The sequence below is a fragment of the Achromobacter sp. ES-001 genome, from assembly GCF_019448355.1.
In the GTDB taxonomy this organism is placed as follows: domain Bacteria; phylum Pseudomonadota; class Gammaproteobacteria; order Burkholderiales; family Burkholderiaceae_B; genus Achromobacter; species Achromobacter spanius_B.
The window spans coordinates 2763060-2785105 of record NZ_CP079940.1 but is presented as its reverse complement, the minus strand read 5'-3'; the positions used below and the strand labels follow the sequence as shown (position 1 = coordinate 2785105).

Annotated in this window: 20 protein-coding genes and 1 pseudogene; 14 read left to right on the top strand and 7 right to left on the bottom strand. The window is 66.4% G+C overall.

Annotated elements, in window-relative coordinates; all coding sequences use genetic code 11:
- Positions 1-1411 precede the first annotated feature (1411 nt).
- Positions 1412-2243: pseudogene (locus tag KYT87_RS30020) on the bottom strand (NYN domain-containing protein); the annotation flags it as partial.
- A gap of 287 nt (positions 2244-2530) precedes the next feature.
- On the opposite strand from KYT87_RS30020, the gene KYT87_RS12620 reads away from it, so the two are divergent.
- The 10 genes from KYT87_RS12620 (at position 2531) to KYT87_RS12575 (ending at position 10646) form a co-directional block, all read left to right on the top strand.
- Positions 2531-3421, top strand: a complete 891-nt coding sequence (locus tag KYT87_RS12620) for a motility protein A (RefSeq protein ID WP_219992380.1) — start codon at positions 2531-2533, stop codon at positions 3419-3421.
- A complete protein-coding gene (locus KYT87_RS12615) occupies positions 3418-4482 on the top strand; it encodes an OmpA family protein (RefSeq protein WP_219992379.1) in 1065 nt (354 codons plus the stop codon). The genes KYT87_RS12620 and KYT87_RS12615 overlap by 4 nt, the downstream gene beginning before the upstream one ends.
- A 158-nt stretch (positions 4483-4640) precedes the next feature.
- Positions 4641-4994: a YciI family protein gene (locus KYT87_RS12610; RefSeq protein ID WP_120155297.1), complete on the top strand. Its 354-nt coding sequence runs from the start codon at positions 4641-4643 to the stop codon at positions 4992-4994.
- A 96-nt stretch (positions 4995-5090) separates the two neighbouring features.
- On the top strand, positions 5091-5342 hold the full coding sequence (locus KYT87_RS12605; RefSeq protein WP_046807503.1) for an Arc family DNA-binding protein: 252 nt from the start codon (positions 5091-5093) through the stop codon (positions 5340-5342).
- Entirely contained in the window at positions 5339-5758 is a 420-nt protein-coding gene (locus tag KYT87_RS12600) for a type II toxin-antitoxin system VapC family toxin (protein WP_219992378.1), read from the top strand. Before KYT87_RS12605 ends, KYT87_RS12600 begins: the two co-directional genes overlap by 4 nt.
- A 346-nt stretch (positions 5759-6104) precedes the next feature.
- The gene (locus KYT87_RS12595; protein ID WP_219992377.1) at positions 6105-6515 is read left to right on the top strand and encodes a YciI family protein; all 411 of its coding nucleotides are present in this window, start codon (positions 6105-6107) and stop codon (positions 6513-6515) included.
- A 40-nt stretch (positions 6516-6555) separates the two neighbouring features.
- Complete coding sequence (locus tag KYT87_RS12590; RefSeq protein ID WP_255594091.1) at positions 6556-7008, top strand: VOC family protein; 453 nt, start codon at positions 6556-6558, stop codon at positions 7006-7008.
- Positions 7005-8279 carry an RNA polymerase sigma factor gene (locus tag KYT87_RS12585; RefSeq protein ID WP_219992376.1) on the top strand — a complete coding sequence of 425 codons (1275 nt, stop codon included), beginning with the start codon at positions 7005-7007 and terminating at the stop codon, positions 8277-8279. Before KYT87_RS12590 ends, KYT87_RS12585 begins: the two co-directional genes overlap by 4 nt.
- Before the next feature lie 366 nt (positions 8280-8645).
- Positions 8646-9524 carry an AraC family transcriptional regulator gene (locus KYT87_RS12580; RefSeq protein WP_255594090.1) on the top strand — a complete coding sequence of 293 codons (879 nt, stop codon included), beginning with the start codon at positions 8646-8648 and terminating at the stop codon, positions 9522-9524.
- A gap of 162 nt (positions 9525-9686) precedes the next feature.
- Positions 9687-10646 (top strand): DMT family transporter, encoded by a 960-nt coding sequence (locus KYT87_RS12575; RefSeq protein ID WP_219992375.1) that lies wholly within the window; start codon positions 9687-9689, stop codon positions 10644-10646.
- A gap of 83 nt (positions 10647-10729) precedes the next feature.
- On the opposite strand, the gene KYT87_RS12570 is transcribed toward KYT87_RS12575, so the two are convergent.
- Positions 10730-11914, bottom strand: coding sequence for a CynX/NimT family MFS transporter (locus KYT87_RS12570; protein ID WP_219992374.1), 1185 nt, complete (start codon positions 11912-11914; stop codon positions 10730-10732).
- A 157-nt stretch (positions 11915-12071) separates the two neighbouring features.
- Here KYT87_RS12570 and KYT87_RS12565 point away from each other — a divergent pair, with 157 nt between their 5' ends.
- Positions 12072-13097, top strand: coding sequence for a LysR family transcriptional regulator (locus tag KYT87_RS12565; protein WP_219992373.1), 1026 nt, complete (start codon positions 12072-12074; stop codon positions 13095-13097).
- On the opposite strand, the gene KYT87_RS12560 is transcribed toward KYT87_RS12565, so the two are convergent.
- Both KYT87_RS12560 and KYT87_RS12555 read right to left on the bottom strand, forming a co-directional pair.
- On the bottom strand, positions 13094-13894 hold the full coding sequence (locus KYT87_RS12560; RefSeq protein ID WP_219992372.1) for a DUF169 domain-containing protein: 801 nt from the start codon (positions 13892-13894) through the stop codon (positions 13094-13096). The two genes, KYT87_RS12565 and KYT87_RS12560, sit on opposite strands and share 4 nt — an antisense overlap.
- Before the next feature lie 162 nt (positions 13895-14056).
- On the bottom strand, positions 14057-14992 hold the full coding sequence (locus KYT87_RS12555; RefSeq protein ID WP_219992371.1) for a LysR family transcriptional regulator: 936 nt from the start codon (positions 14990-14992) through the stop codon (positions 14057-14059).
- A 100-nt stretch (positions 14993-15092) separates the two neighbouring features.
- Between KYT87_RS12555 and gstA the strand changes: the two genes are divergently transcribed.
- Positions 15093-15707 (top strand): glutathione transferase GstA, encoded by a 615-nt coding sequence (gene gstA / locus KYT87_RS12550; protein WP_219992655.1) that lies wholly within the window; start codon positions 15093-15095, stop codon positions 15705-15707.
- A gap of 102 nt (positions 15708-15809) precedes the next feature.
- Here gstA and KYT87_RS12545 read toward each other — a convergent pair whose 3' ends face one another.
- A complete protein-coding gene (locus KYT87_RS12545; protein ID WP_219992370.1) occupies positions 15810-16727 on the bottom strand; it encodes a LysR family transcriptional regulator in 918 nt (305 codons plus the stop codon).
- 103 nt (positions 16728-16830) lie between these two features.
- Here KYT87_RS12545 and KYT87_RS12540 point away from each other — a divergent pair, with 103 nt between their 5' ends.
- Positions 16831-17580, top strand: a complete 750-nt coding sequence (locus tag KYT87_RS12540) for an SDR family oxidoreductase (protein WP_219992369.1) — start codon at positions 16831-16833, stop codon at positions 17578-17580.
- A 224-nt stretch (positions 17581-17804) separates the two neighbouring features.
- Positions 17805-19100 (top strand): hypothetical protein, encoded by a 1296-nt coding sequence (locus KYT87_RS12535; protein WP_219992368.1) that lies wholly within the window; start codon positions 17805-17807, stop codon positions 19098-19100.
- A gap of 188 nt (positions 19101-19288) precedes the next feature.
- Here KYT87_RS12535 and KYT87_RS12530 read toward each other — a convergent pair whose 3' ends face one another.
- Together KYT87_RS12530 and KYT87_RS12525 are read right to left on the bottom strand one after the other, a co-directional pair.
- A complete protein-coding gene (locus tag KYT87_RS12530) occupies positions 19289-21406 on the bottom strand; it encodes a TRAP transporter large permease subunit (protein WP_219992367.1) in 2118 nt (705 codons plus the stop codon).
- A complete protein-coding gene (locus KYT87_RS12525) occupies positions 21403-22029 on the bottom strand; it encodes a TRAP transporter small permease subunit (protein WP_104143796.1) in 627 nt (208 codons plus the stop codon). The genes KYT87_RS12530 and KYT87_RS12525 overlap by 4 nt, the downstream gene beginning before the upstream one ends.
- Between the last annotated feature and the right edge of the window lie 17 nt (positions 22030-22046).

The window sequence follows — 22046 nt, the reverse complement described above, 5'->3', positions numbered from 1 at the left end:
GCCGAGTCGTCCGACTTGCGCGTGCGGCGCGTACGGCTGGCCGACTTGGCGGGCGCGGCATCCGCGTCGGCCGGCGCGGCGTTATCGGCCGACTGCGCCGCGCGCTTGCCGGCGGGCTTGGCTGCCGTTTTTGCTGCGGTTTTGGAGGCCGACTTCGTTGCGGTCTTGGCTGCGGTCTTAGTTGCGGTCTTAGTTGCGGTCCCGGTTGCGGTCCCGGTTGCGGTTTTGGACGGCGTCTTCGTTGCCGTCTTGGCCGCGGACTTGGCTGCCGTGTCGCTTGCCGTATCGCTTGCCGTGTCGCTTGCCGTGTGGCTTGCCTTACCGGCGGTCTTGTCCGACGCCGTCTCAGCCGTCGTATCGGCCGCTGACTTACCCGCCGACTTGGCCGGCGTCTTCGCTGCCGACTTGGCGGCAGGCTTGGCTTGCGGCTTGGACGATTCCGATGCGGAAGCGGACGTGGGCGCAGCCGGTTCGGTGATCCGGCGCAGCACGGCGCCCTCGAACGGGTCGGTGACCTTGGCCGGCGCCTTGTTGCCCGGCTCGCGGCGCGCCTCGGCGGGCGCTTCAACAAACGTCCACTCGGCAATGTTCACGGCCGGCAGCGGTTGGCGTGCTTGCGGCAACGGCGTCGGCATGGGCGGCAGGCGCGACGGCTGCACAGGCTTGGACGCCTGGGCACGGGCCAGCGCATCGGCGCGCATGGCGTCAACCTTGGCGGCTTCACGAGCGGCGGCTTGCGCGGCTTGCTCGGCGGCGGCGGCGGTTGCGGCGGTAGCCGCTGCCGCGGTGGCCGCAGCAGCGGCGGCGTCGGCGGCCTTGGCAGTATTGGCCTGGACGTCGTCCGACGGGTTCCCCGGCGACGATTCGCCCACCGAAGACTCACTGGCCAGGGCGTTTACGTGCGTGCCGTGACGGGCGCGATCGCGCCCACGGTCTCGGCCACGATCGCGTCCGCGATCTCGCCCGCCTTCGCGTCCGCCACGGCCCCGATCGCGCTCACCGTGGCGTTCACCCTCGCGCTCACCCTCACGCGTGGCGACGGGGGCTTGCTCGGTAGTGGACGCATCATCCTCTGTGGACACACCCGCCACCGGCGAAGCCTGCGGCGCGGCAAACGTTTCATCGGCGTCGGCGGCAACGGGCGAGGCCGAATCGGCGTCAAACGAAGCAGACTCGTCCTGCGCCAGCGTCTCACCGCCGGCATCGTTGGCGCCCTGCTCGGCCGAATAGCCGGTGCCACGGCCCGACCGGCGGCCCCCGCGCGATTTGCGCGATGACCGGGATTGGGACTGAGATTCTTCCTGGGCGGCGTCGCCTTGCGCGTCGTCGGTATCCGCCACGGCAGCCTGGCGCGATGGCGCGTTGCGCGCACCGTTGCCATTGGCCGCGCGGTTCACCGGCGGCGCGGCGTCGATGCTGTCGCGATACACGTACGTGCCCGATTTTTCTTCGCGGCCCACGTCCAGCAAGCCGCGCGACTGCGCTTCATCCAGCAGGTTGCCGAAGGCGCGAAAGCCGTAGTACGACTCGTTGAAATCCGGCTTGCGGCGCTTCAGCGCATCTTTCAGCGCCGACGCCCAGATCTTGCCGCTGTCGCCGCGTTCAGCCATCAGCGCTTCGAAGGTCTCGACGACCATGTCGACGGCCTGGGTCTTGCGGGTTTCCAGTTCTTCCTTGCGGCGAATCTCTTCGTCAGGCGTGCGGCGCTGCGCGGTGCCGGCGGCGCCGCCGCGATTGTCGCGGCGGGCGTCGGCGGTGCGCTGGCCTTCGCGCGCCAGGTCGTCATAGAAAATGAATTCGTCGCAGTTGGCGATCAGCAGGTCCGACGTGGATTGCTTGACGCCCACGCCGATCACCTTCTTGTTGTTCTCGCGCAGCTTGGACACCAGCGGCGAAAAGTCGGAATCGCCGCTGATGATCACGAAGGTGTTGACGTGCGATTTGGTGTAGCAGAAGTCCAGCGCGTCCACGACCAGCCGGATATCGGCCGAATTCTTGCCCGATTGGCGCACGTGCGGAATTTCGATCAGCTCGAAGTTCGCCTCGTGCATGGGGGCCTTGAATTCCTTGTAGCGTTCCCAGTCGCAATAGGCCTTTTTAACCACGATGCTGCCCTTGAGCAGCAACCGTTCCAGCACAGGCCGGATGTCGAACTTCTGGTATTTGGTGTCCCGCACACCCAGCGCCACGTTCTCGAAGTCGCAGAAAAGCGCCATGCTGACGTTTTCGTTGGGGGTAGTCATTTTCTTCTCCAAAGCCGCGGCGGCCACGTGCTTCGGGCCGCCAGATAGCGCTCATGATATACATATCCGGCTTCACCCCCCCGCCTTGGCGCAATTTTCCCCACGCGCCGCCTCGACCCGGCCCTATTTTCAACGCGGCCAGTCGGGTTCCTGACAGCATCCCTTAAGCCGGCGCTTACCGGCCCTTTCCCCCCGCTTTCCGGTGGATTGACTCGGCCGCGCGCTGGCTAGAATTCCCGACAATCCGGCATTCCGGCTCGGCGTGCCATTCCCTTCGGGCAAGATCCATGAATCCGTCTACCCTCATCGGCGCCGCCGTCGGCCTGCTAACCCTTGTCATCGTCGTGGCGCTGTCCGCCACCGACGCCAGCATGTACCTGAACCTGCCCGGCCTGGCCATCGTGCTGGGCGGCACCTGCGCGGCGCTCTTCATCGCCTATCCGCTGCCGGAAGTGCTGCGCATCTTCAAGCTGGTGCGCACCGTGTTCCGCAACGACCAGCACGACCAGCAACGCGACATCGAAGAGCTGGTGTCCATGGCGCAACTGTGGATGAACACGGATGTGCACAAGGTCGAGCAGGAACTGAAGAAGGTGTCGAACCCGTTTCTGCGCACGGGCGTGCAGCTGATTATCGACAACACCCCCGAAGACCAGATCATTGAAGTGCTGCAATGGCGCGTGGCGCGGTTGCGCGCCCGCGAGCAGGCCGAAGCGCAGATGTTCCGCGTCTTGGCCACGTTCGCGCCCGCCTTCGGCATGCTGGGCACGCTAGTGGCGCTGATCAATCTGATGGCCGTGCTGGGCGACGGCAGCATGACGATGATCGGCCAGCATCTGGCCGTGGGGCTGATGACGACGTTCTACGGCATCTTGCTGGCCAACCTGATCTGCAAGCCCATCGCGCTGAAGCTGGAACGCCGCACCGCGCGCCGCGTCGAATCCATGAACATGGTGCTGCAAGGCATCTCGATGATGTGCGAGAAGCGCGGCCCGGCCATGGTGCGCGAAACGCTCAATTCGTTCGTGCTGCACGTCGAAGACGAAATCTATGACGGCGGCCAGGGCGCAGCCAAGGCCAAGGCCAAGACGGAAGGCCAGGTCAAGCCGGTCCCCGGGTCCACCCAAGCCGCCGCGCAGCCCGTGTCCATCACCCGTCCGGCCGCCGTGCGTCAATGAGCCTGATTTCACCTTCCCTGGCGCAGCGGATCGAACAGGCCCGCCAGGCCCAACTGCGCGCCCAGAAAGCGGCGGACAACAGCGGCTGGCGCCCCAGCAAAAGCGACCGCAAGGACCGCTACGCGCGCTGGCACGTGGACGAAACGCCCGAGCAAGACGCCGAGAACTGGCTGCTGAGCTATCTGGACTTGATCACCCTGCTGCTGGCGATGCTGGTGGTGATGCTGGCCGTCTCGCGCCTGCATGGCCAGCCGACGGAAGCATCGGGCAAGCCGATTGAATTGGTGGGCACGCTGGCCACGGCCGGGCTGCCCAAGTACGACGGCGAATACGCCGAGTTCGACGCCGTCGCCATTCCGGCCAGCTGGGCCGAGCCGCCCGCCCCTGCCGCCCCTGCCGCCACGGCTGACGCCGCCCCCGCCGAGGACGGCGAGAAAGTGGCCGATGCCGCGCCGCCGCTGAAGGCGCCGTCCAAGGAATCGTTGGGCCTGGGCGACCTGGCCAAGTCGGTGGACGTGATCATCAACGAGCAGTCCGTCAGCTTCCGCATCAGCAATGAATTGCTGTTCCCGTCCGGCCAGGCCACGCTGAGCCCGTCCGGTCTGGACGTGATCAAGCGCCTGGCCACCATCCTGAACAAGAACGCGTACCAGGTGTCGGTGGAAGGCCATAGCGACCCGGTGCCGATCCAGACGCGCCAGTTCGCCTCGAACTGGGAACTGTCCAGCAGTCGCGCCACCAGCGTGCTGCGCGAGCTGGTGCGCGACGGCGTGGCCGCCGACCGCCTGCGCGCGGTGGGCTATGCCGAAACGCGGCCCATCGAATCGAACGACACGCCGGCCGGCCGCGCCGCCAACCGCCGCGTCGAGCTGATCATGGACATTGCGCCCAAGCAGATCGCCGCCAAGGCCGCGCCGTCTTCGGCGCCGGCGACCGGGGAAAAGGCGGCAACGGCTGCGACGGTGCCCGCTGCCAAAGCGGCCGCGCCTCAGCCGGCCGCACCTATGCCGGCAGCACCCAAGCCGGCCGCCACGGCGGACAGCGCAGCCGCGCGATCCTGAGCGTGGCTTGTCAAAGAAAAACCGGCCCAGCCGGTTTTTTTTTGCCACGGATTCCCCGGCGCAAAGGCTGACAAAAGCCTCACGCCTGGGGTGGCGTGGCGCCGCGCGGCGGCGTTAAGCTCGCCCCATCGGCCTGTCGGCCAGAACCGGGAAAAACCATGTCCTATATGTTGCTGATCGTCGAACCCGTGGGCCAACGCGCCCAGCGCACGCCCGACGAAGGCCGCGAGGCCTACGCGCAAATGGTGCGCTACGCCGAAGACCTGAAAGGCCGGGGCCTGCTGGTCAGCGCCGAATCGCTGAAGTCAGAATCCGAAAGCGTCCGGCTACAGGTCCGCAACGGCGAGCGTTCCTTGATGGACGGCCCGTTTGCCGAAGCCAAAGAAATGATCGGCGGCTTCTTCCTGCTGACCGTGGACACGCGCGAAGAAGCGTTGGCCCTGGCGGCCGAGTGCCCGGCGGCCGAATGGGCCACGGTGGAAGTCCGGGAGCTTGGGCCGTGTTTCATGTGAACACGCAGTGTCGTCATTACGACACCCCCACCATTTGCACGAATGACTGCACTTACATAAACTGCATGCATCGAATGCATATGGACGTAACGCATCATGCCTATGTTGACTGTCAGGAATATCTCCGACGAAGTGCACCGCGCGCTGCGCGTGCGGGCGGCCCAGCATGGCCGCAGCACGGAAGCCGAGGTGCGCGCCATTCTGGAAGATGCCGTCAAGCCCGAAGGTCGGGTCAAGCTGGGTTCGTTGCTTGCGCGTATCGGCAACCAAGCCAAACTGACCGATCAGGAAGCCGCCCTGTTCGACCAACGCGACAAAACGCCTGCCGCGCCGCCGAGGTTCGAATGATTCTGCTGGATACCAACGTCATCTCCGAGCCGCTGCGCCAGGCGCCATCCGATGCCGTCATTGCCTGGATCGACAGGCAGCCGCTGGAAACCCTGTTTCTATCGGCGGTCACGGTTGCCGAATTGCGCTTTGGCGTGGCCTGCATGGCTGCCGGCAAACGCCGCAACGTCTTGCAAGACAGTTTGGAACAACAAGTGCTGGCGTTATTTGCCGGGCGCGTGCTGTCTTTCGACACCGCCGCAAGCCAGCAATATGCGGCTTTAATGGCGCGTGCGCGAGCCTCGGGTCAGGCAATTGCCGCGGCGGATGGATACATCGCCGCCACCGCCGCTGCGCACGGCATGAGCGTCGCCACGCGGGACGTGGCGCCTTTTACGGCGGCGGGCGTTTCAGTGATCGATCCCTGGCAGTCGTAGCGCGTCAGCAGTTGCCTTTCTTGGCTTGCCCCGGCGGACAGAAGCCGCCCCGGCCGCCCCCGTCATGCGGATCAACCACCACGGACCCACTGGGGGTGTAAACGGCGCAGCCGGACAGCAGCGAAACCAGCAAGGCAAAACTACAGAGCATTCTCATGTCGATATTCAGGGCAAGGGGTTTGAAACGCTGGCAGTGTATGGGGACAGGCTGCAACCAGGGCTGCACCTTGGTAACAAGCTGTTGATCCTGGTAGTTACCCGAATATTTGCGGATTGATGTCGATCGATGTCGATTTGAAGGAACGCCGTTCGTCGTCTTGATACCCACCCCATCAAGGAGAGACCCATGCGTTTCATGATCCTCGTCCGGGCAACGCCCGACAGCGAAACCGGCATGATGCCCGACGAAAGCCTGCTGGCCTCGATGCTGGCGTACCACGAAGCCTTGGCCAAGGCCGGCGTGCTGCTCGATGCCAACGGCCTGCACCCCACGTCCAAAGGTTGGCGCGTACAGTACTCGGACGGCCAGCGCCAGGTCATCGACGGGCCGTTTGCGGAAACCAAGGAATTGATTGCCGGCTACACCCTGATTCAAGTGCGCTCGCGCGAGGAAGCGATGCAATGGGCGCTGCGCTTTCCGCAGCCCTTTCCCGGCCAGCCCTGCGAGATTGAAGTGCGCCAACTTTTTGAGCTGGAGGAATTCGAACCCAGCAAGGAAGTGGAACGCTTTCGTGACTTGACCGGCCCCACCCGCTGACCCCGCCTTTGATCCCACCGCCCCTTCCCGGAGACCCCCCATGCCCAAGAAGATATTCGTCAACCTCGCCATCGGCGACATGCAGAAATCGCAAGCCTTTTTCAAGCAACTGGGCTTTAGCTTCAATCCGCAGTTCACCAACGACCAGGGCGCCTGCATGGTCATCAGCGACGACATCTACGCCATGTTGCTGACGCGCGATTTCTTCAAGGGCTTCACCAGCAAGCCGTTGGTGGACGCCACCCAGTCAACGGAAGTGCTGCTCTGCCTGTCTTGCGACAGCCGCGCCGAAGTTGATGACCTGGTGGCCCGCGCCGTGGCGGCTGGTGGCACCGCGCCGCGCGAACCGCAGGACCACGGCTTCATGTACGGGCACGGCTTCGAGGACCTGGACGGCCATATCTGGGAGCTGGTCTACATGGAGCCCGGCCACGTCGAGCAAACCGGCCAAACCGACAAAGCCGACAAACCCGATCAGACCGGACAGGCATGACACAAGCGGCCACGCATCGCGCTATCGAGGCGGTCTGGCGGATCGAGGCCGCCAGCGTCATCGCCGGCGTCGCTCGGCTGGTGCGCGACGTCGGGGTGGCCGAAGAACTGGCGCAGGATGCGCTGGTGGCCGCCCTGGAACGCTGGCCCGACACCGGCGTGCCGGACAACCCGGGAGCCTGGCTGATGACGACCGCAAAAAACCGCGCCCGCGACCGCTTGCGGCTGGACGCGCTGCACACCCGCAAGCACGAGCAGATCGGCCACGAACTTGAAGCCTTGCAGGCGGACGTGGAGCCCGACTTTGTCGATGCGCTGGACGCCGCGCGCCAGGACGATATCGGCGACGACCTGCTGCGCCTGCTGTTCACCGCCTGCCACCCGGTGCTGTCCACCGACGCGCGCGTGGCATTGACGTTGCGGCTGTTGGGCGGGCTGTCCACCGCCGAGATCGCCCGCGCGTTCCTGGCGTCGGAATCCACCATTGCGCAGCGCATCGTGCGCGCCAAGCGCAACCTGACCGCGGCCAACGTGCCGTTTGAAGTCCCCGCCGCGCAAGACCGCGGGGCGCGCCTGGCCTCTGTGCTGGAAGTCATATACCTGATCTTCAATGAAGGCTATTCGGCCACGTCCGGCGACCACTGGATGCGCCCGGCGCTGTGCGACGAGGCGCTGCGATTGGGGCGCATCCTGGCCGAACTGAGCCCGGACGAGGCCGAGGTGCACGGGTTGGCGGCGTTGATGGAACTGCAAGCCTCGCGCCTGCACGCGCGCACGGACGCCCAGGGCCGGCCCGTCCTGCTGATGGACCAGGACCGCGCCCGCTGGGACCCCTTGCTGATCCGGCGCGGGCTGGCCGCCCTGGCCCGCGCCGCCGCGCTGGGCGGGCCGCCCGGCCCTTATGTCCTGCAAGCCGAACTTGCCGCCTGCCACGCGCGCGCGGCAACGCCCGGCGACACCGACTGGCCGCGCATCGTTGCGCTGTACGACGCGCTGGTGCAGTTGGTGCCCTCGCCCGTGGTCGCGCTGAACCGCGCCGTGGCCGTGGGCATGGCGTTCGGGCCACAAGCGGCGCTGGATTTGGTCGACGCGCTGGCCGACGAGCCCGCGCTGGCCAACTACCACTGGCTGCCCAGCGTGCGCGGCGACCTGCTGGCCAAATTAGGCCGCATCGCCGAAGCGCACGAACAATTCGAGCGCGCGGCCGGTATGACGCGCAACGCTCGCGAACGCGAACTGTTGCAGGGGCGAGCGAAAGCGATGCGGGAATAGCCGCTTTGTCTTCGACTTTGGCTCGGGCTTCGGCTTCGGCTTCGGCTTCGGCTTCGGCTTCGACTTTGGCTTCGGCTCCGGCTTCGACTTTGGCTTCGACTTTGGCTTCGGCTCCGGCTCCGGCTCCGGCTCCGGCTTCGACTTTGGCTTCGACTTCGGCTACGGCTACGGCTACGGCTTCGACTTTGGCTCCGGCTTCGACTACGGCTACAGCTTCGACTTCGACTTCGACTTCGGCTACAGCTTCGACTTCGGCTACGGCTCTGGCTCCGGCTCCGGCTCCGACTTCCCCTTGGCCCGGGGCCTGCATTGGCTCCATACACGCCGACGCATCCACCGATTCCGGACCGTGCTTAAATCCGAACCATGGCTTCCCCGCTCGCCGCCTCCCCGTCTTCCCCCACCCCCGACGCCCCCGCGCTGACGGGCGTGCCGGCGGCGTTCGATCATCCCAATGACCGCGCCGAATTCCGCCGCGCCGCGCATCAGCCCGGCGTGGAGCTGTACCGCGCGCACATCATCCGCCACGCCTTCGAACCCCACACGCACGAAGCCTATGGACTGGGCGCCATCGAATCCGGCGTCGAACGCTTCCGGTATCGCGGTGCGGACCACCTGGCGCCTTCGGGCTCGGTCGTGCTGATGAACCCCGACGAACTGCACACCGGCCGCGCCGAAACGGTGGGCGGCTGGCGCTACCGCATGGCGTACATCGACCCCGACGTGGTGGCGCGGGTATCTGGCGAAAGCGGCTGGTGGTTCAACACGGCCGTCGGCCATGACGCGGCCAGCGCGCAGCGCGTCACCGCCCTGCTCGACCGCTTATGGCTGGCACATGAACCGCTGGCTTTCGACAGCGCGCTGTATACGCTGGTCCATGAATTCCGCCGTCACGCCCGGGTGCCGAATAACGCACCGACCGAGGGCGCGCCCCGTTTCACGCCCGTCATCGACTATCTGCGGGCAAACCTGTCGCGCCGCTTGACGCTGGACGAGCTGGCGGCGGTGGCCGGACTCAGCCCCTTTCATTTCCTGCGACGCTTTCAGTCGCACTATCACGCCACGCCGCAGCAAATGCTGATGGCACTGCGGCTGTTCGAAGCCAAGCGCCTGTTGGCCCACGGCATTGCGCCGGCGCAGGTGGCGCTGGCAGCGGGTCTGACCGACCAGGCGCATTTGACACGGTCATTTTCACGCCGCTACGGCGTGACGCCCGCCCGCTATCAGAAGCAGGTGCGCCGATAGGCAGGCGCGCGCCCACGTTCGAAACCCCAACAGGATAAGGGCCCACCGCAAGCGCCAAGCGCCCAGCGGCTGTGCGCACGCGCCGGCCGCACCGCAATCTGGTACAAGATTTGCCGGCCCGCCCTGGCTAGACTGCCCCATCGATACGCAGGAGAGCTAGGCATGTGGGCAGGAACCCTTTACGCGCTGGCCGCGGGCTTGATGTGGGGGCTGGTATTCGTGGGGCCATTGTTGCTGCCGGAATATCCGGCCGCGCTGCAATCGGTGGCGCGCTACCTGGCCTTTGGCCTGATTGCGCTGCCGCTGGCATGGCTGGACCACAACCGGCTGCGGCAACTGCGCCGTGCCGACTGGATGGAGGCGCTGAAACTGGCCGCCATCGGCAACCTGCTGTACTACCTGTGCCTGGCCAGCGCCATCCAACGCGCGGGCGGCCCCGTGCCCACGATGATCATCGGCACGCTGCCGGTCGTGATTGCCGTGTGCGCCAACCTGCGTAACGCGCGCCGCGACGGCAAACTGCCGTGGAAGCGGCTGGCCCCCTCGCTGGCCTTGATCGCGTTCGGCATCGGCTGCGTCAACCAGGTAGAGCTGCAAGCGTTGCGCCAGGACGCGGATGCCGACTTGTCGCGCTACGCAGTGGGCGCCCTGTTGGCGCTGGTGGCCGTCGCCTGCTGGACCTGGTATCCGCTGCGCAATGCCGACTGGCTGCGGGCGCACCCAGACCGCAGCCCCAGCACCTGGGCCACCGCGCAAGGGCTGGCGACGTTGCCGCTGGCGCTGGCGGGCTACGGGCTGCTGTGGATCGGCATGGCCGCCGCCGATAGCGGCTTTGACATGCCGCTGGGTCCCAACCCGGAACGCTTCCTGGGCTTGATGATTGCCATCGGGCTGTTCGCCTCCTGGCTGGGCACGCTGTGCTGGAACGAAGCCAGCCAGCGCTTGCCCACCGCGCTGGCCGGCCAGCTCATCGTCTTCGAAACGCTGGCCGCGCTGGCGTACGCCTTCATCCTGCGCGGCACGATGCCGCAGCCGCTGACAATGGTGGGCATCGCGTGCCTGATCGTGGGCGTGTTGCGCGCGGTGCGCGTCAAGCCGGTGCCGGTCCCCGTGGCGCTATAGCGGGTTCTGCACGCGCACAAGTCGCTCAGCATCAGCTTCAGCATGCAAAACGTAGCCTGCACGGGATGGCCTTTGATAGGCCCCTACAAGCGTGCCGCACGCACGCGCCGCAACACGGCCGCGATCAACACGCCGCCCAGGCCCGCCGCCAGCACGATGGTCGACGCCGCGCTCCATCCGTAGCGGTCGATCACGCCGCCCACGGTGACCGGCCCGATCACCTGCCCCAGGTTGCTTCCCTGCATCACCAGCCCGACCGACGCCGCCGTCAACGCCGGACGCGGCGCGACCAGCGGCGCGGTGCCCAGCAAGGTGGCGGGGATCAGGCCACCGACTGCCGAGAACAGTACGCACAGCAGAAAGGTCGGCATGGCCGGCAGCACGGAACGGAAAATCAATAGCGCCACCACGCCCATCGTCACGCTGGCGCAGGCAATCAAGGTGGATCGCCGCCAGCCGCGCGCCAGCAGCACGCCCGCGCCCAGGTTGCCGACGATGTTGGCGGCGCTGGCGATGGCGCTGTACAGGCCTGCCTGGGCCAGCGTCAGGCCAAGCTGATCCATCAGCAGCACCGGCAGGAAGGTGAACAGTGCGAAGAACATCAGGCTGTAGAGCGTGAACGACAAGGCCAGCAGCACCGGCCCGGCCGCGCTCAGCGTATCAACGGTATCCTGCCGCATGCCGCGCCAGGACAAGGGCGCGGGGGCGGCAGCTTGCCCAGCCGGCAGCAGCGCGGCCACGCTGGCCAGCGACACGATCACTGCCGCGCCCGCGCACCACCAAACTGCCTGCCAGTGCTCGAACGCCTGCGAGGCCAGCATGGCAATGGCCATGCCGGTGGGCATGTAGCAGCTCCAGAGAGCAAAGGCAAAATCCCGACCGGACGCCGACACCAGGCGCTGCAAGGCGGCCGGGCCGGCCACGGTAATCATCAGAAAACCCAGGCCTTCGACCACGCGGGACGCCAGCAATAGCGCGTAGCTGGGCGCGATGGCGCCCATGGCCGTGCCCAGCGCCGTGGCCAACAAGCCCAGCAGCAGCATGCGGCGCGCGCCGAAACGCGCGATCACGCCGCCGGCGGCGATGCCTCCCACGACGCCTAATAGGGAAAACACGGCGGTCAGCGTGCCGATCGACGCCAGATCCAGGCCCATGTCCTGGCGCAACAGCGGCGCGGCAATGATGACCTTGCCCACCTGTAGCGACGCCACCACGCCCGCGCCCACAATGGCCCCCACGCCGGCCCAACGGGTTTCAACCTGGCTCATGCCTGCCTCATTACCCATGCGAAGGCGCCAGCATGCCCGCCCCGCACGATCTTGAGAAGTGATTATTTTTCGATGAGAATGATCGACCGAATAGATCAAGCTGCCCGATTTAACCGGACTGAAGCGAACCGAACCGAACCGGCCACCGGCCCGCCCGATGATAGATGCCCTGACCCTGGACCAATTGCGTGTGTTCGTCGCCGTGGCCGATGCCGGCAGCTTTCGCGCGGCCGCGCGCAGCCTGTCCCGCGTGCAGTCGGCGGTCAGCCACGCCATTGCGAATATGGAACAGCAATTGGGCGTGACGTTGTTCGACCGCGCCGGCCATCGCCCCGTGATGACGCCCCAAGGCCAGGCGCTGCTGGCCAACGCGCGCGACATCCTGCTGCGGGTGGACGCCATGCGCGCTCGTGCTCAGGGTATGGGCACGGGGGTCGAACTGGAACTGTCACTGGTCGTGGACACCTTGTTTCCCATTGCCGACGTGGGCGCGGCGCTGAAGGCCATGCGCGCCACCTATCCCACAGTGGCCACGCGCGTGGCGGTCTTGCCGCTGGGTGGTCCCATCGACGCGCTGCTGTCGGGCAACCATACGCTTGGGATCATTGCGGGCGAGCACTTCCGCCATCCACGGATCGCCGTGCAGGCCTTGTCGTCGGTGCAGATGGTGGCGGTGGTCGGCGCCGGCCATCCTTTGGCGCGCAAAGTGGTGGGCTACCGGATGGGCAACGCGATGGGCAACGCGGCGGGCGACGCAGCCGGCGACGCAGCCGGCGACTTGGCTAGCAACCTGGCTAGCAACCCGAGCGGCAACCCGGCTAGCAACCCGGCGGGCAACGCCATGCTGGGCGCCCCGGAATTGGCCGACCACTTGCAGATCGTGCAATCCGACTCGTCCGGCTTAAGTGAAGGACGCGACTTTGCCGTGCTGTCGCCGCAGACCTGCCGCGTCAGCGGCCAGGACACCAAACACGCACTGATCTTGTCGGGCCTGGGCTGGGGCCGTCTGCCGCTGTGGCAGGTAGAGCGCGACCTGGCCGAAGGCCGGCTGGTGCGCCTGCCCACGCACAGCCTGGGACGCGGCAGCCAGGTTGAAACCGAGACGTACCTGGCGCACCGCATCGACATGCCGTTGGGGCCCGCCGCCCGCGCCTTTGCCGATGCGCTGCACCACCCCCTCTAAGCGCCGCGCGCGGGCGGCTGTGCGTAGCTGACGCCCATGCCGGCCCGCACGTCGTTCTGGATGCCATACGGCGCAATCGGATAGCGCAAGCCGTTGGCGGCCAGTGCCTTCATGCCTTCGATGGCAATGGGCAGGTAGCGCGGCGGCAGCGCCATCAGCATCTCTTCGTCGGGCACGCCGCCGTAGCGGCGTTCCGCAAAACAGGGCAAGGACAAGCTGGGTTCACCCGTGGCCAGCGCCCGGCCCCAGGAGTCGGCACAGGCGGTCTCGCCCACCACGCTCCAGTCAAAGCGCCGGTAGTTCTTCCACTGCAAGCCGTTGATAAGAATGATCATCTGCCCTGGCGTGGCGTAGATCAGGCAGATGTCGGGCGGGTTGAGCCGGCCCGACGCCAGTGGCGACACCACCAGCCCGCGATACTTGCCCGCCGGCACACAGGACAAGGCTTCCTGGCGTGCCCGCGCATCGGCTTCGGTGGCGTGCCACACGCCCACGTAATCCTTGCCGCTTTTCCAGTCTTCGTCTTGTGGCCCCAGCCCGATCACGGCGCGGCATTGCGCGCCGACCAGATCGTTGCCGGTGATGCCCACCGTCCACCCCAGCCGCGCGGCCATGCCCACGATTTGATCCGTGGTGTGCGTGGCTTGCGGCCGGCGCAATCCCTTGATACCGGCCATGTCGGCCTCTTCTTCGAACAGCTTCATGCCGATGACGGTGGTCTTCAAGCGCAGCAGCTTGTTCAGGTCGTCCACCAGTTGCGGCCAGTTCATGGCCGCGTTTGTTGTTGTCTCTTCCATATCCGTCCTTGGGACTGTTGTGTTTGGTGCATCGAGTTTGGCGCATTGACGTTGGTGGCGATCCGCTTATCCGTCGGAGCTTAAAGGCAAACACGCATCGGCGCGCCGTATACATGTGGCAAATTCGGCACGCATGACGACCACGATCATCAGGAAAAGGCCTCAGGGCAAAGGCGTGGGCACAGGCGCGAGTAAAGGCGCGGACAAAGGCGCAGGCGCGCGCCGGTCCTCCTGTTGGGATCGCAACATTGCAAACAAGGCCTGAACCGGCGCGCTGTCGGCCGCTTGCGCCGATGCCGCCAGCCCGAACGACCGGTACAAGGGCTGCGCCAGCCGCAGCACGCGCAGGCCGCGACGGTTTTCAGGCAAGGTCAGCGCGGGCACCAGCGCCACGCCCACGCCTTCACGCACCAGCGCAAAGGCGCTGCTCCAGTCGCGCACCGTGGCGCGCACGTCATCGATGGCAAGCCCGGCGTCCTGCGCCACGCTCTGCGCGTGCACGCTGCATCCACCCGTGGCCAACACGAAAGGCTGCGCCGCCAGCGCCGCCAGGTCGACGGCGTTACCCGCGCGGGCCAACGGATGCGCGGCGGGCAGCACCGCCATCCATTCGTCTTGGCCAAGCGGACACACGTGCCGCCCGGGCGCGGCGTTCAGCACCACGCCCGCATCCACGGTGCCCGCTGCCAGCAGGGCTTCGACTTCGTCATCCGAGGCTTCAAGCGACACCACGTCGATGCCCGGATGCTGCTGCCGAAAACGCCGCAGCACCGGCGGCAGGATGGTGGAAAACACCATCGGAAAACTGGCCAGGCGCAAGGTGCCGCGCGCCGTGCCGCACGCGTCTTGCGCCATATTTTGAATGCGCCCCAGCGCATCCAGCATGGTCCGCGCCTCGTCCGCCACCCGCAGGCCCAATGCCGTGGGCAGCGTCTGCCGACGGTTGCGCGTGAACAGCGGCGCACCCAGCATGTCTTCCAAGTTGGCGATGGCCTGGCTGGCGCCGGACTGGGTCATGCCCACGTCGGCCGCCGCGTGCGTGATGTTGCCGGCGTCCACCACGGCCAACACCAGCCGCCAGTGCATCAGGTTCATCATGGCATCAGCTCTGCTTATTCCACATTTTTGAAGAAGTAATTTTACGCATGCCTGGCGCGGCCTCATGCTTGCCCTTCTTGCTGAACCGAAGGACCGACCGATGAAGCTGTACTACGCCCCCGACACCTGCTCGCTGTCGCCGCACATCGTGCTGCGCGAGCTGGATCTGCCCTTTACCCTGGTGCGGGTGAACAACCAAACCAAGCGCACCGAGTACGGCGACGACTTCCTGGCGATCAACCCGAAGGGCTACGTTGCCGCGCTGCAACGGGACGACGGGCAAGTGCTGACCGAAGGACCCGCCATCGTGCAATATCTGGCCGACCTGAACCCGCAAGCCGGGCTGGCGCCGCCCAACGGCACCTGGGACCGCAGCCGCTTGCAGGAATGGCTTAACTTCATCAGCACCGAGATCCATGGCGGCTTTGGCCCGCTGTTCAACCGGGCCCTGCCCGCCGAGGCGCGCCAGTGGTGGCAGGCCCGGGTGGAAAAGCGGCTGGATTATCTGGCGGGCGTTTTGCAATCTGTGCCCTTCCTGCTTGGCGACCGCTTTGGCGTGGCCGACGCTTACCTGTATGCCGTGCTGCGATGGGCCCGGTTTTTTGACATCGATCTGGCGGGCCGACCCGCGCTGGCTGACTATATGGCGCGCATTGAAATGCGGCCGAGTGTGCAGGCGGCGCTGGCGGCCGAAGGCATCGCCCGCGCAGTTTGACGGACGATGTGGCGCGCCGTGTCATGCCAGCGCGATGTGCCTTGTGATGTGCCTTGTGATGTGCCTTGTGATGTGCCGGATTAACAGGCCAGGACTCGCACATCAGCGAAACGCATCCACGCCCCGCATCAGCGCCGCCGCCATGGTGGGCTGGCGCAGTTGCTCCAGCCACCATTTCAACGCGCGGCCCTCGTGACCGCCGCGCCATGCCAGGTACAGCATGTTCGGTTCACGCGGTGTCTCGGTGGCCATTTCCAATAATTCCCCACGCGCCAGCAACGACGCCACACGGTGGCGCGGCACCCAGCCTATGCCCAGGCCGTCGCGCTGCGCCAGGATTTTTGCGCGCATGCTGGGCACGGCCAGCACCGGCTGACCCCTGACCCGGCCATAGCCGCGCGCCGCCGCCCCGCGCGACGTGTCCGCCACCACCACCGCGCGGTACTGCTGAATCTGGTCTTGCCGCAAGGGCGTTTTCAGCTTGGCCAGGGGATGGCGCGGCGCCACCGCGAACAACCATTCCATTGCCCCCAATTGCGCCCACTGAAGATTCGGCATAGCTTGGGGCTCGTTCGTCGCTCCCACAATCAGGTCGGCCCGGCCTTCACGCAGCGCCTCCCACGTGCCGCCCAGCACCTCATGCGTCAAGCGCAGGCTCACCCCGGAATCCAGGCGATCAAACGCATGTATCAACGGCGACATCAATTCAAATTCCAGGATCTCGTCGCTGACGATATGCAGCCGATCTTCCCAACCGCTGGCTACCTGCTTGACGCGTTGCGTCAGCCGGGACACGTCCAGCATCAGCCGCGCGGCTTCGTCCGCCAGCAGCTGCCCGGCGGGCGTCAGTTGCAGCCGGTAGCGGCGGCGGTCGAACAGCAGCGCGTCAAAGCGTTCTTCCAGTTGGCGGGCCGCGTGCGACACGGACGATGGCGCTCGGCCAAGCTTTACCGCCGCGCGAGACAGGCTGCCGCTGTCCCGGATGGCTTCCAGCAGCGCCAGTTCGTGAGCCGTCAACATGTGCAATTCCTTCGAACGTGTTCGTTCGAAAGATGGTACGACAAAGCGCCGCCCCAGGCGCACCATGGCTACACCTTATCGAACGACTCCCAAGGAGATCACCATGAACCGTTTTGAACACAAGACCGTATTGGTCACCGGCGGCACCAGCGGCATCGGCCTGGCGGCAGCGCAAGCGTTTGCAGCCGAAGGCGCCCGCGTCATCGTCACGGGCCGCGACGAAACCGCGCTGCAAACCGCGCGGGCCACGCTGGGCGGCAACACGCTGGCCATCCGCAATGTGGCCGGCGCGCCGGGCGCCTCGGCTGCGCTGGCCCAGGCACTGAAAGACGCGGACGTGCGGCTGGACGCCGTTTTCGTCAATGCGGGCATCGCCAAGTTTGCGACCTTGGCCGAGGCCACCGAAGACCTGTGGGACCAAACTTTCAACACCAACATCAAGGGCGTGTTCTTTCAGCTACAGGCCTTGGACCCGCTGTTGAACCCGGGCGCGTCCATCGTGCTGAACGGCTCGATCAACGCCCACATCGGCATGCCGGCCTCCAGTATCTACGCCGCCAGCAAGGCCGCGCTGATCTCGCTGGCCAAGACGCTGTCGGCCGAGCTGCTGCCCCGAGGCATCCGCGTGAACGTGGTCAGCCCCGGCCCGATCGCGACCCCCATCTACGGCAAGCTGGGCCTGGACGCAGCCACCCTGGAAAAAACGGCCGCCGGCATCCAGGCGCAGATCCCGCTGGGCCGCTTCGGCACACCGCAGGAACTGGCTTCGACCGTATTGCATCTGGCGGCGCCGGAATCCGCGTTTATCGTGGGCACCGAAATCATCGTGGATGGCGGCATGAGCCAGCTTTGAACGCAGCCGCTACGGCCCGACCGACCGCAGTGCGCGCTTGCACAGGCGTTCGGTCGCGGCGGTCGGCGTGCCCGCCAGCCGCCGTGCGCATACCTCGCGCACCCAGGCGGGCCGGTTTTTGCTGGCGTCACACCGATTGGCAAGTGACGATATTGACACTGCCGGTGATCCGGACTGAACGGGGCCGCTATCATCCCGTTGTCATCCGTCTTCCACACTGCGCCATGTCCCCTATCCCGCTTGTCCGTCTGATGCTTGCCGCACTGGCGCTGATCGCATCGCCCCTCTACGTTGAGGCGGCCGGTGCCGCGGCGGCCGGTGCCGTGGCGGCCGCACCCGCCGAAACCCGCTTACGCACCGTCTACGTCGGCACGCTTGAAGGCGCGGGTGAGGTGGTGATGGAATTGGAGGGTCAAGGGTCGGACGGCAGCCCCGTGACGGGCCGGTATTTCTATCCGAAGCACGGCGTCGACATCCCCTTGCAAGGCACGCCCGAAGCCCTGGCGGAACCCCGGCTGTTTTATGAACTACAGGAAGCGGGCATCGCCCCGGACGCCAAGGCCGCCGCAGCCGCCACCTGGCAAGGGCACCGCGACGCTGACGGGTATCGCGGCCACTGGGTCGATGCCCGCACGGGCAAACAACGCGCCTTCGCGCTGCGCCGCGTGGCGCGGTACGACCCTCGCGCGCTGGCGCCGGGCAGCGGGCAGGCCGTTACCGATGCCATCAGCGGCGGCATGGGCAGCGGCATCGATCACGGCGTAAGCATCAACGCCAACAACGCCCCCTACGAGACCTTGAAGCTGGCCGGCCACGCCGTGCCGGTCGGCGCTGACAGCGGCACCGGCGCCGTCGCCTACCGCATGTGGCGCGACCCCCGCACACAGTTCAGCTACCCGCGCCTGAGCCGCCACCCCGATCCTCGGGTGATGGCCCGCGTCAACGCGCTGCTTGAACAGCGCCACTGGCAGATGAGCCTGGCGGCGCTGGCTTGCAAGGCGTCTGCCTACACCAACGACAATCCGGCCGCCGGCACGCTGGGCAGCTATGACGAGGAAGCCATCACCGTGCAATGGCTATCCACCGCGCTGATGACCGTGACCGAATCCGGCAGCCTGTACTGCGGCGGCGCGCACCCCAACAACCATTTCGAGCCCTACACGTTCGACCTGCTTCAAGGCAAATACCTGGATTGGAACCGCGTGCTGGATGCGTACGTGCCGGGCGAAAACGGATGGCGCGAAGCCAGCCCCGCGCTGCTTGCGTTAATCGACAAGGCCCGCGCCCCGCAAGCCGACATGAAGATCGAGGGCGGTGACGATGATTCGCTGAAGGAATGCTCGGACCTCTGGCCCAGCTACCTGGCCTTGGGAACCGAGGCACCGGGCGTGCTGACCTTGTCGGTATCCGGCGTGGGCCACGCGATGGGCGTGTGCCTGGGCACGCACGCCACGGTGCCGTTCAAGGACCTGACGCCGTATCTGGCGCCGGGTGGGCAGGCGTATCTGGTGCGCGAGTAAGCGCGGGCAAAGGGTCGGCAAGGCATGGGCATGGCAATGCACGGCAAAGCATGGGCATGGCAATGCACGGCAAAGCACCGGCAAAGCGCCGGCACAGCACCGGCAATGCGTCGACACAGCGCCGAAACAGCGCCGAAACAGCGCCGAGACAGCGTCGGCACATTCCGCCACCGCACGGATCGTCCGGCCTAGCGATACAACACCGTGGGCAGCCACATGCCGATGCCCGGGAATACGTACAACAGGAAAATCGCCACTACCTGGATCCCCATGAACGGCATCATGCCCAGGAAGATCTGGTTCAACGTCACGTGCGGCGGCGAGACGCCCTTTAGATAGAAGGCAGACATGGCCACGGGCGGCGACAGAAAGGCGGTTTGCAGGTTCAGCGCCACCAGCAGGCCGAAGAACAGCGGGTCGATACCAAAGGCATTCAACAGAGGCACGAAGATGGGCATGAAGATGACGATGATCTCGGTCCACTCCAGCGGCCAGCCCAGCAGAAAGATGATGACCTGCGCCAGCAGCAGGAACTGAATCGGCGTCAAGCCCAGCGACAGCACCCATTCTTCGATGATGCGCTGGCCGCCCAGCAGCGCGAACGCGGCGGAAAAGATCGACGAGCCCACGAACAGCCAGCACACCATCGCGGTCGTCTTGGCGGTGAGGAATACGGATTCGCGCAGCACGGGCAGGTTCAGCCGGCGGTAGGCCAAGGCGAGCAAGGCGCCGCCCATGGCCCCCATGGCGGCCGCTTCGCTGGGGGTGGCAAGGCCGAACGCGATCGAGCCCAGCACGGCGGCAATCATCACTGCCAAAGGAAAGAACGAGCCCATCAGCATCTTGAAGATTTCCAGCCGCACCCACGTCAGGGCGGCATAGAACACGGCCAGCACCACCGCGCAGACGGCGACGAATATCCAAAACCCGGTGGGTGCGGGGCGGGACGCAGAGGCGGACGAGTCCGCGGCGCCGGGCGATGGCGGTTCCGCCAATTGACCAGCGGAAGGCGCCGCCGACCCGCCGACGGGTGGCTCCGCCAGTCCCCCGATGGGTGGCTCCACCAGCCCCCCGATGGGTGGCTCCGCCAGTCCCCCGACGGGTGGCTCCGCCAGTCCCCCGACGGGTGGCTCTGCCAGTCCCCCGACGGGTGGCTCCGCCAGTCCCCCGACGGGTGGCTCCACCAGTCCCCCGACGGGTGGCTCCGCCAGTCCCCCGATGGGTGGCTCCGCCAACCCCCCGCCCGGCGGCTCTGCCAAGCCGTCCGCCCCGGGCTCGCTCAGGCCGGAATCAAACCCGCCCGATCCCAACTGCAATTCCGCCGGAATGTCGTATTCCACGATCGGACGCGTCACGCCGTGATGCACCACGGCCACCAGCAATACCGTCAGCGCCAGCGGCGCCAGCACCGTGACCAGGTTGCGCAGCATGAAGCCGAACGGCACCCCGTGATTGCGCCGGCCCTTGAACAGCGTCGCCACCATGCCCGACAACGCGCGCGTGTAGCCGGCGGCGGCCAGCGTCTTGGCTTCGGGCGACAGCGGCACGCCGCGTTCGCTGACGGGCAGCGGCGGCGCCATGTCGGGGCGCAGCTTGGCCACCAGGATCACATACAGCATGTACAGGCCGGCCAGCATGATGCCGGGAAACAGCGCGCCCGCGTACAGCTGCACCACCGACACGCCGGTGGTCGCGCCGTAGACGATGAGCATCACCGACGGCGGCAGCAAGATGCCCAGGCAGCCGCCCGCCGTGATCGACCCCGCCGTCAGGCGCACGCTGTAGCCCGCCTTCAACATGGCGGGCATGGCCAGCAGCCCCATCAGTGTCACCACCGCGCCGACGATGCCGGTGGCCGTGGCGAAGATCGCGCACGTGGCCAGCGTGGCAACCGCCAGCGCGCCCGGCAGGCGCGCCAGCGCCAGATGCATGGACCGGAACAACTTTTCGATCAGGTTGGCGCGTTCGACCAGGTACCCCATGAACACGAACAGCGGAATCGAAATCAGCGAATCGTTGGTCATCGTGGCGTACGTGCGCTGCACCATCAGGTCCAGCGTCTGCCCCACCGACCGACCCGCGTCGGCGCTTTGCATGTAGTACGCCAGGAACGTGAACAGCACGCCCATGCCCATCAGCGTGAACGCCGTGGGAAAGCCCAGCATGATCGCCACCACGATCAGCGCCAGCATCAACAGCCCGATGTGCCCCGTGGTCAGTTCGCCCCACGGCGTCAGGAACGCGATCATCAGCAGCACGATTCCGATGCACGACAAGCCGAACCACAAGGCCTTGTGGATTTTCATCGGCGCGGCTCCCCGGGCGGGGTCACGTAGCGGTCAAGCTGGACGATGTCTTCGTCTTTGACGTGCACCATTTTCTTGAGCTTGTCCACGTCCACTTCCTCGACATCTTCCTCGCGCGATGGCCACGCCCCGCGTTGCAGGCACAGCACGCAGCGCAGCACCTCGGCCACGCCTTGCAGCAGCAACACCGCGCCCGCCACGGGGATGAACGCCTTGAACGGATAGATGGGCGGCCCGTTGGCCATCAGCGAGGAATGCTCGCCGATGGCGATGGAGTAGCCGGCGTAATACCAGCCCGCCCAGACCAGCGCGATGGCGCCGGGAAAGAAGAACACCAGGTACAGCAGCACGTCCAACCCCGCCTGCACGCGCGGCGGCAGAAAGCCGTAGAGAATGTCGCCGCGCACGTGGCCGTTCTTGGCCAGCGTGTAGGCGCCGGCCATCATGAAGAGCACGCCGTAATACATCATCTGCATGTCGAACGCCCACGCGCTGGGTTGGTTCAGCAGATACCGCGCCGCCACCTCCCAGCACACGTGCAGGGTCAGCACAACGATCAGCCAGGCAAAGGTCTTGCCGACGAAGGTGGAGACGCGGTCGATCAGGCGGATAAGACGAAGCATCGATGGGCCTGGGATAA

Coding starts and splice junctions, on each gene's coding strand:
- KYT87_RS12600 (WP_219992378.1), top strand. CDS start 5,339: ATGATTCTGCTGGATACCAACGTCATCTCCGAGCCGCTGCGCCAGGCG.
- KYT87_RS12530 (WP_219992367.1), bottom strand. CDS start 21,406: ATGAAAATCCACAAGGCCTTGTGGTTCGGCTTGTCGTGCATCGGAATC.
- KYT87_RS12610 (WP_120155297.1), top strand. CDS start 4,641: ATGTCCTATATGTTGCTGATCGTCGAACCCGTGGGCCAACGCGCCCAG.
- KYT87_RS12555 (WP_219992371.1), bottom strand. CDS start 14,992: ATGATGAACCTGATGCACTGGCGGCTGGTGTTGGCCGTGGTGGACGCC.
- KYT87_RS12595 (WP_219992377.1), top strand. CDS start 6,105: ATGCGTTTCATGATCCTCGTCCGGGCAACGCCCGACAGCGAAACCGGC.
- KYT87_RS12570 (WP_219992374.1), bottom strand. CDS start 11,914: ATGAGCCAGGTTGAAACCCGTTGGGCCGGCGTGGGGGCCATTGTGGGC.
- KYT87_RS12525 (WP_104143796.1), bottom strand. CDS start 22,029: ATGCTTCGTCTTATCCGCCTGATCGACCGCGTCTCCACCTTCGTCGGC.
- KYT87_RS12575 (WP_219992375.1), top strand. CDS start 9,687: ATGTGGGCAGGAACCCTTTACGCGCTGGCCGCGGGCTTGATGTGGGGG.
- KYT87_RS12565 (WP_219992373.1), top strand. CDS start 12,072: ATGATAGATGCCCTGACCCTGGACCAATTGCGTGTGTTCGTCGCCGTG.
- gstA (WP_219992655.1), top strand. CDS start 15,093: ATGAAGCTGTACTACGCCCCCGACACCTGCTCGCTGTCGCCGCACATC.
- KYT87_RS12605 (WP_046807503.1), top strand. CDS start 5,091: ATGCCTATGTTGACTGTCAGGAATATCTCCGACGAAGTGCACCGCGCG.
- KYT87_RS12545 (WP_219992370.1), bottom strand. CDS start 16,727: ATGTTGACGGCTCACGAACTGGCGCTGCTGGAAGCCATCCGGGACAGC.
- KYT87_RS12560 (WP_219992372.1), bottom strand. CDS start 13,894: ATGGAAGAGACAACAACAAACGCGGCCATGAACTGGCCGCAACTGGTG.
- KYT87_RS12590 (WP_255594091.1), top strand. CDS start 6,556: ATGCCCAAGAAGATATTCGTCAACCTCGCCATCGGCGACATGCAGAAA.
- KYT87_RS12585 (WP_219992376.1), top strand. CDS start 7,005: ATGACACAAGCGGCCACGCATCGCGCTATCGAGGCGGTCTGGCGGATC.
- KYT87_RS12615 (WP_219992379.1), top strand. CDS start 3,418: ATGAGCCTGATTTCACCTTCCCTGGCGCAGCGGATCGAACAGGCCCGC.
- KYT87_RS12580 (WP_255594090.1), top strand. CDS start 8,646: ATGGCTTCCCCGCTCGCCGCCTCCCCGTCTTCCCCCACCCCCGACGCC.
- KYT87_RS12540 (WP_219992369.1), top strand. CDS start 16,831: ATGAACCGTTTTGAACACAAGACCGTATTGGTCACCGGCGGCACCAGC.
- KYT87_RS12620 (WP_219992380.1), top strand. CDS start 2,531: ATGAATCCGTCTACCCTCATCGGCGCCGCCGTCGGCCTGCTAACCCTT.
- KYT87_RS12535 (WP_219992368.1), top strand. CDS start 17,805: ATGTCCCCTATCCCGCTTGTCCGTCTGATGCTTGCCGCACTGGCGCTG.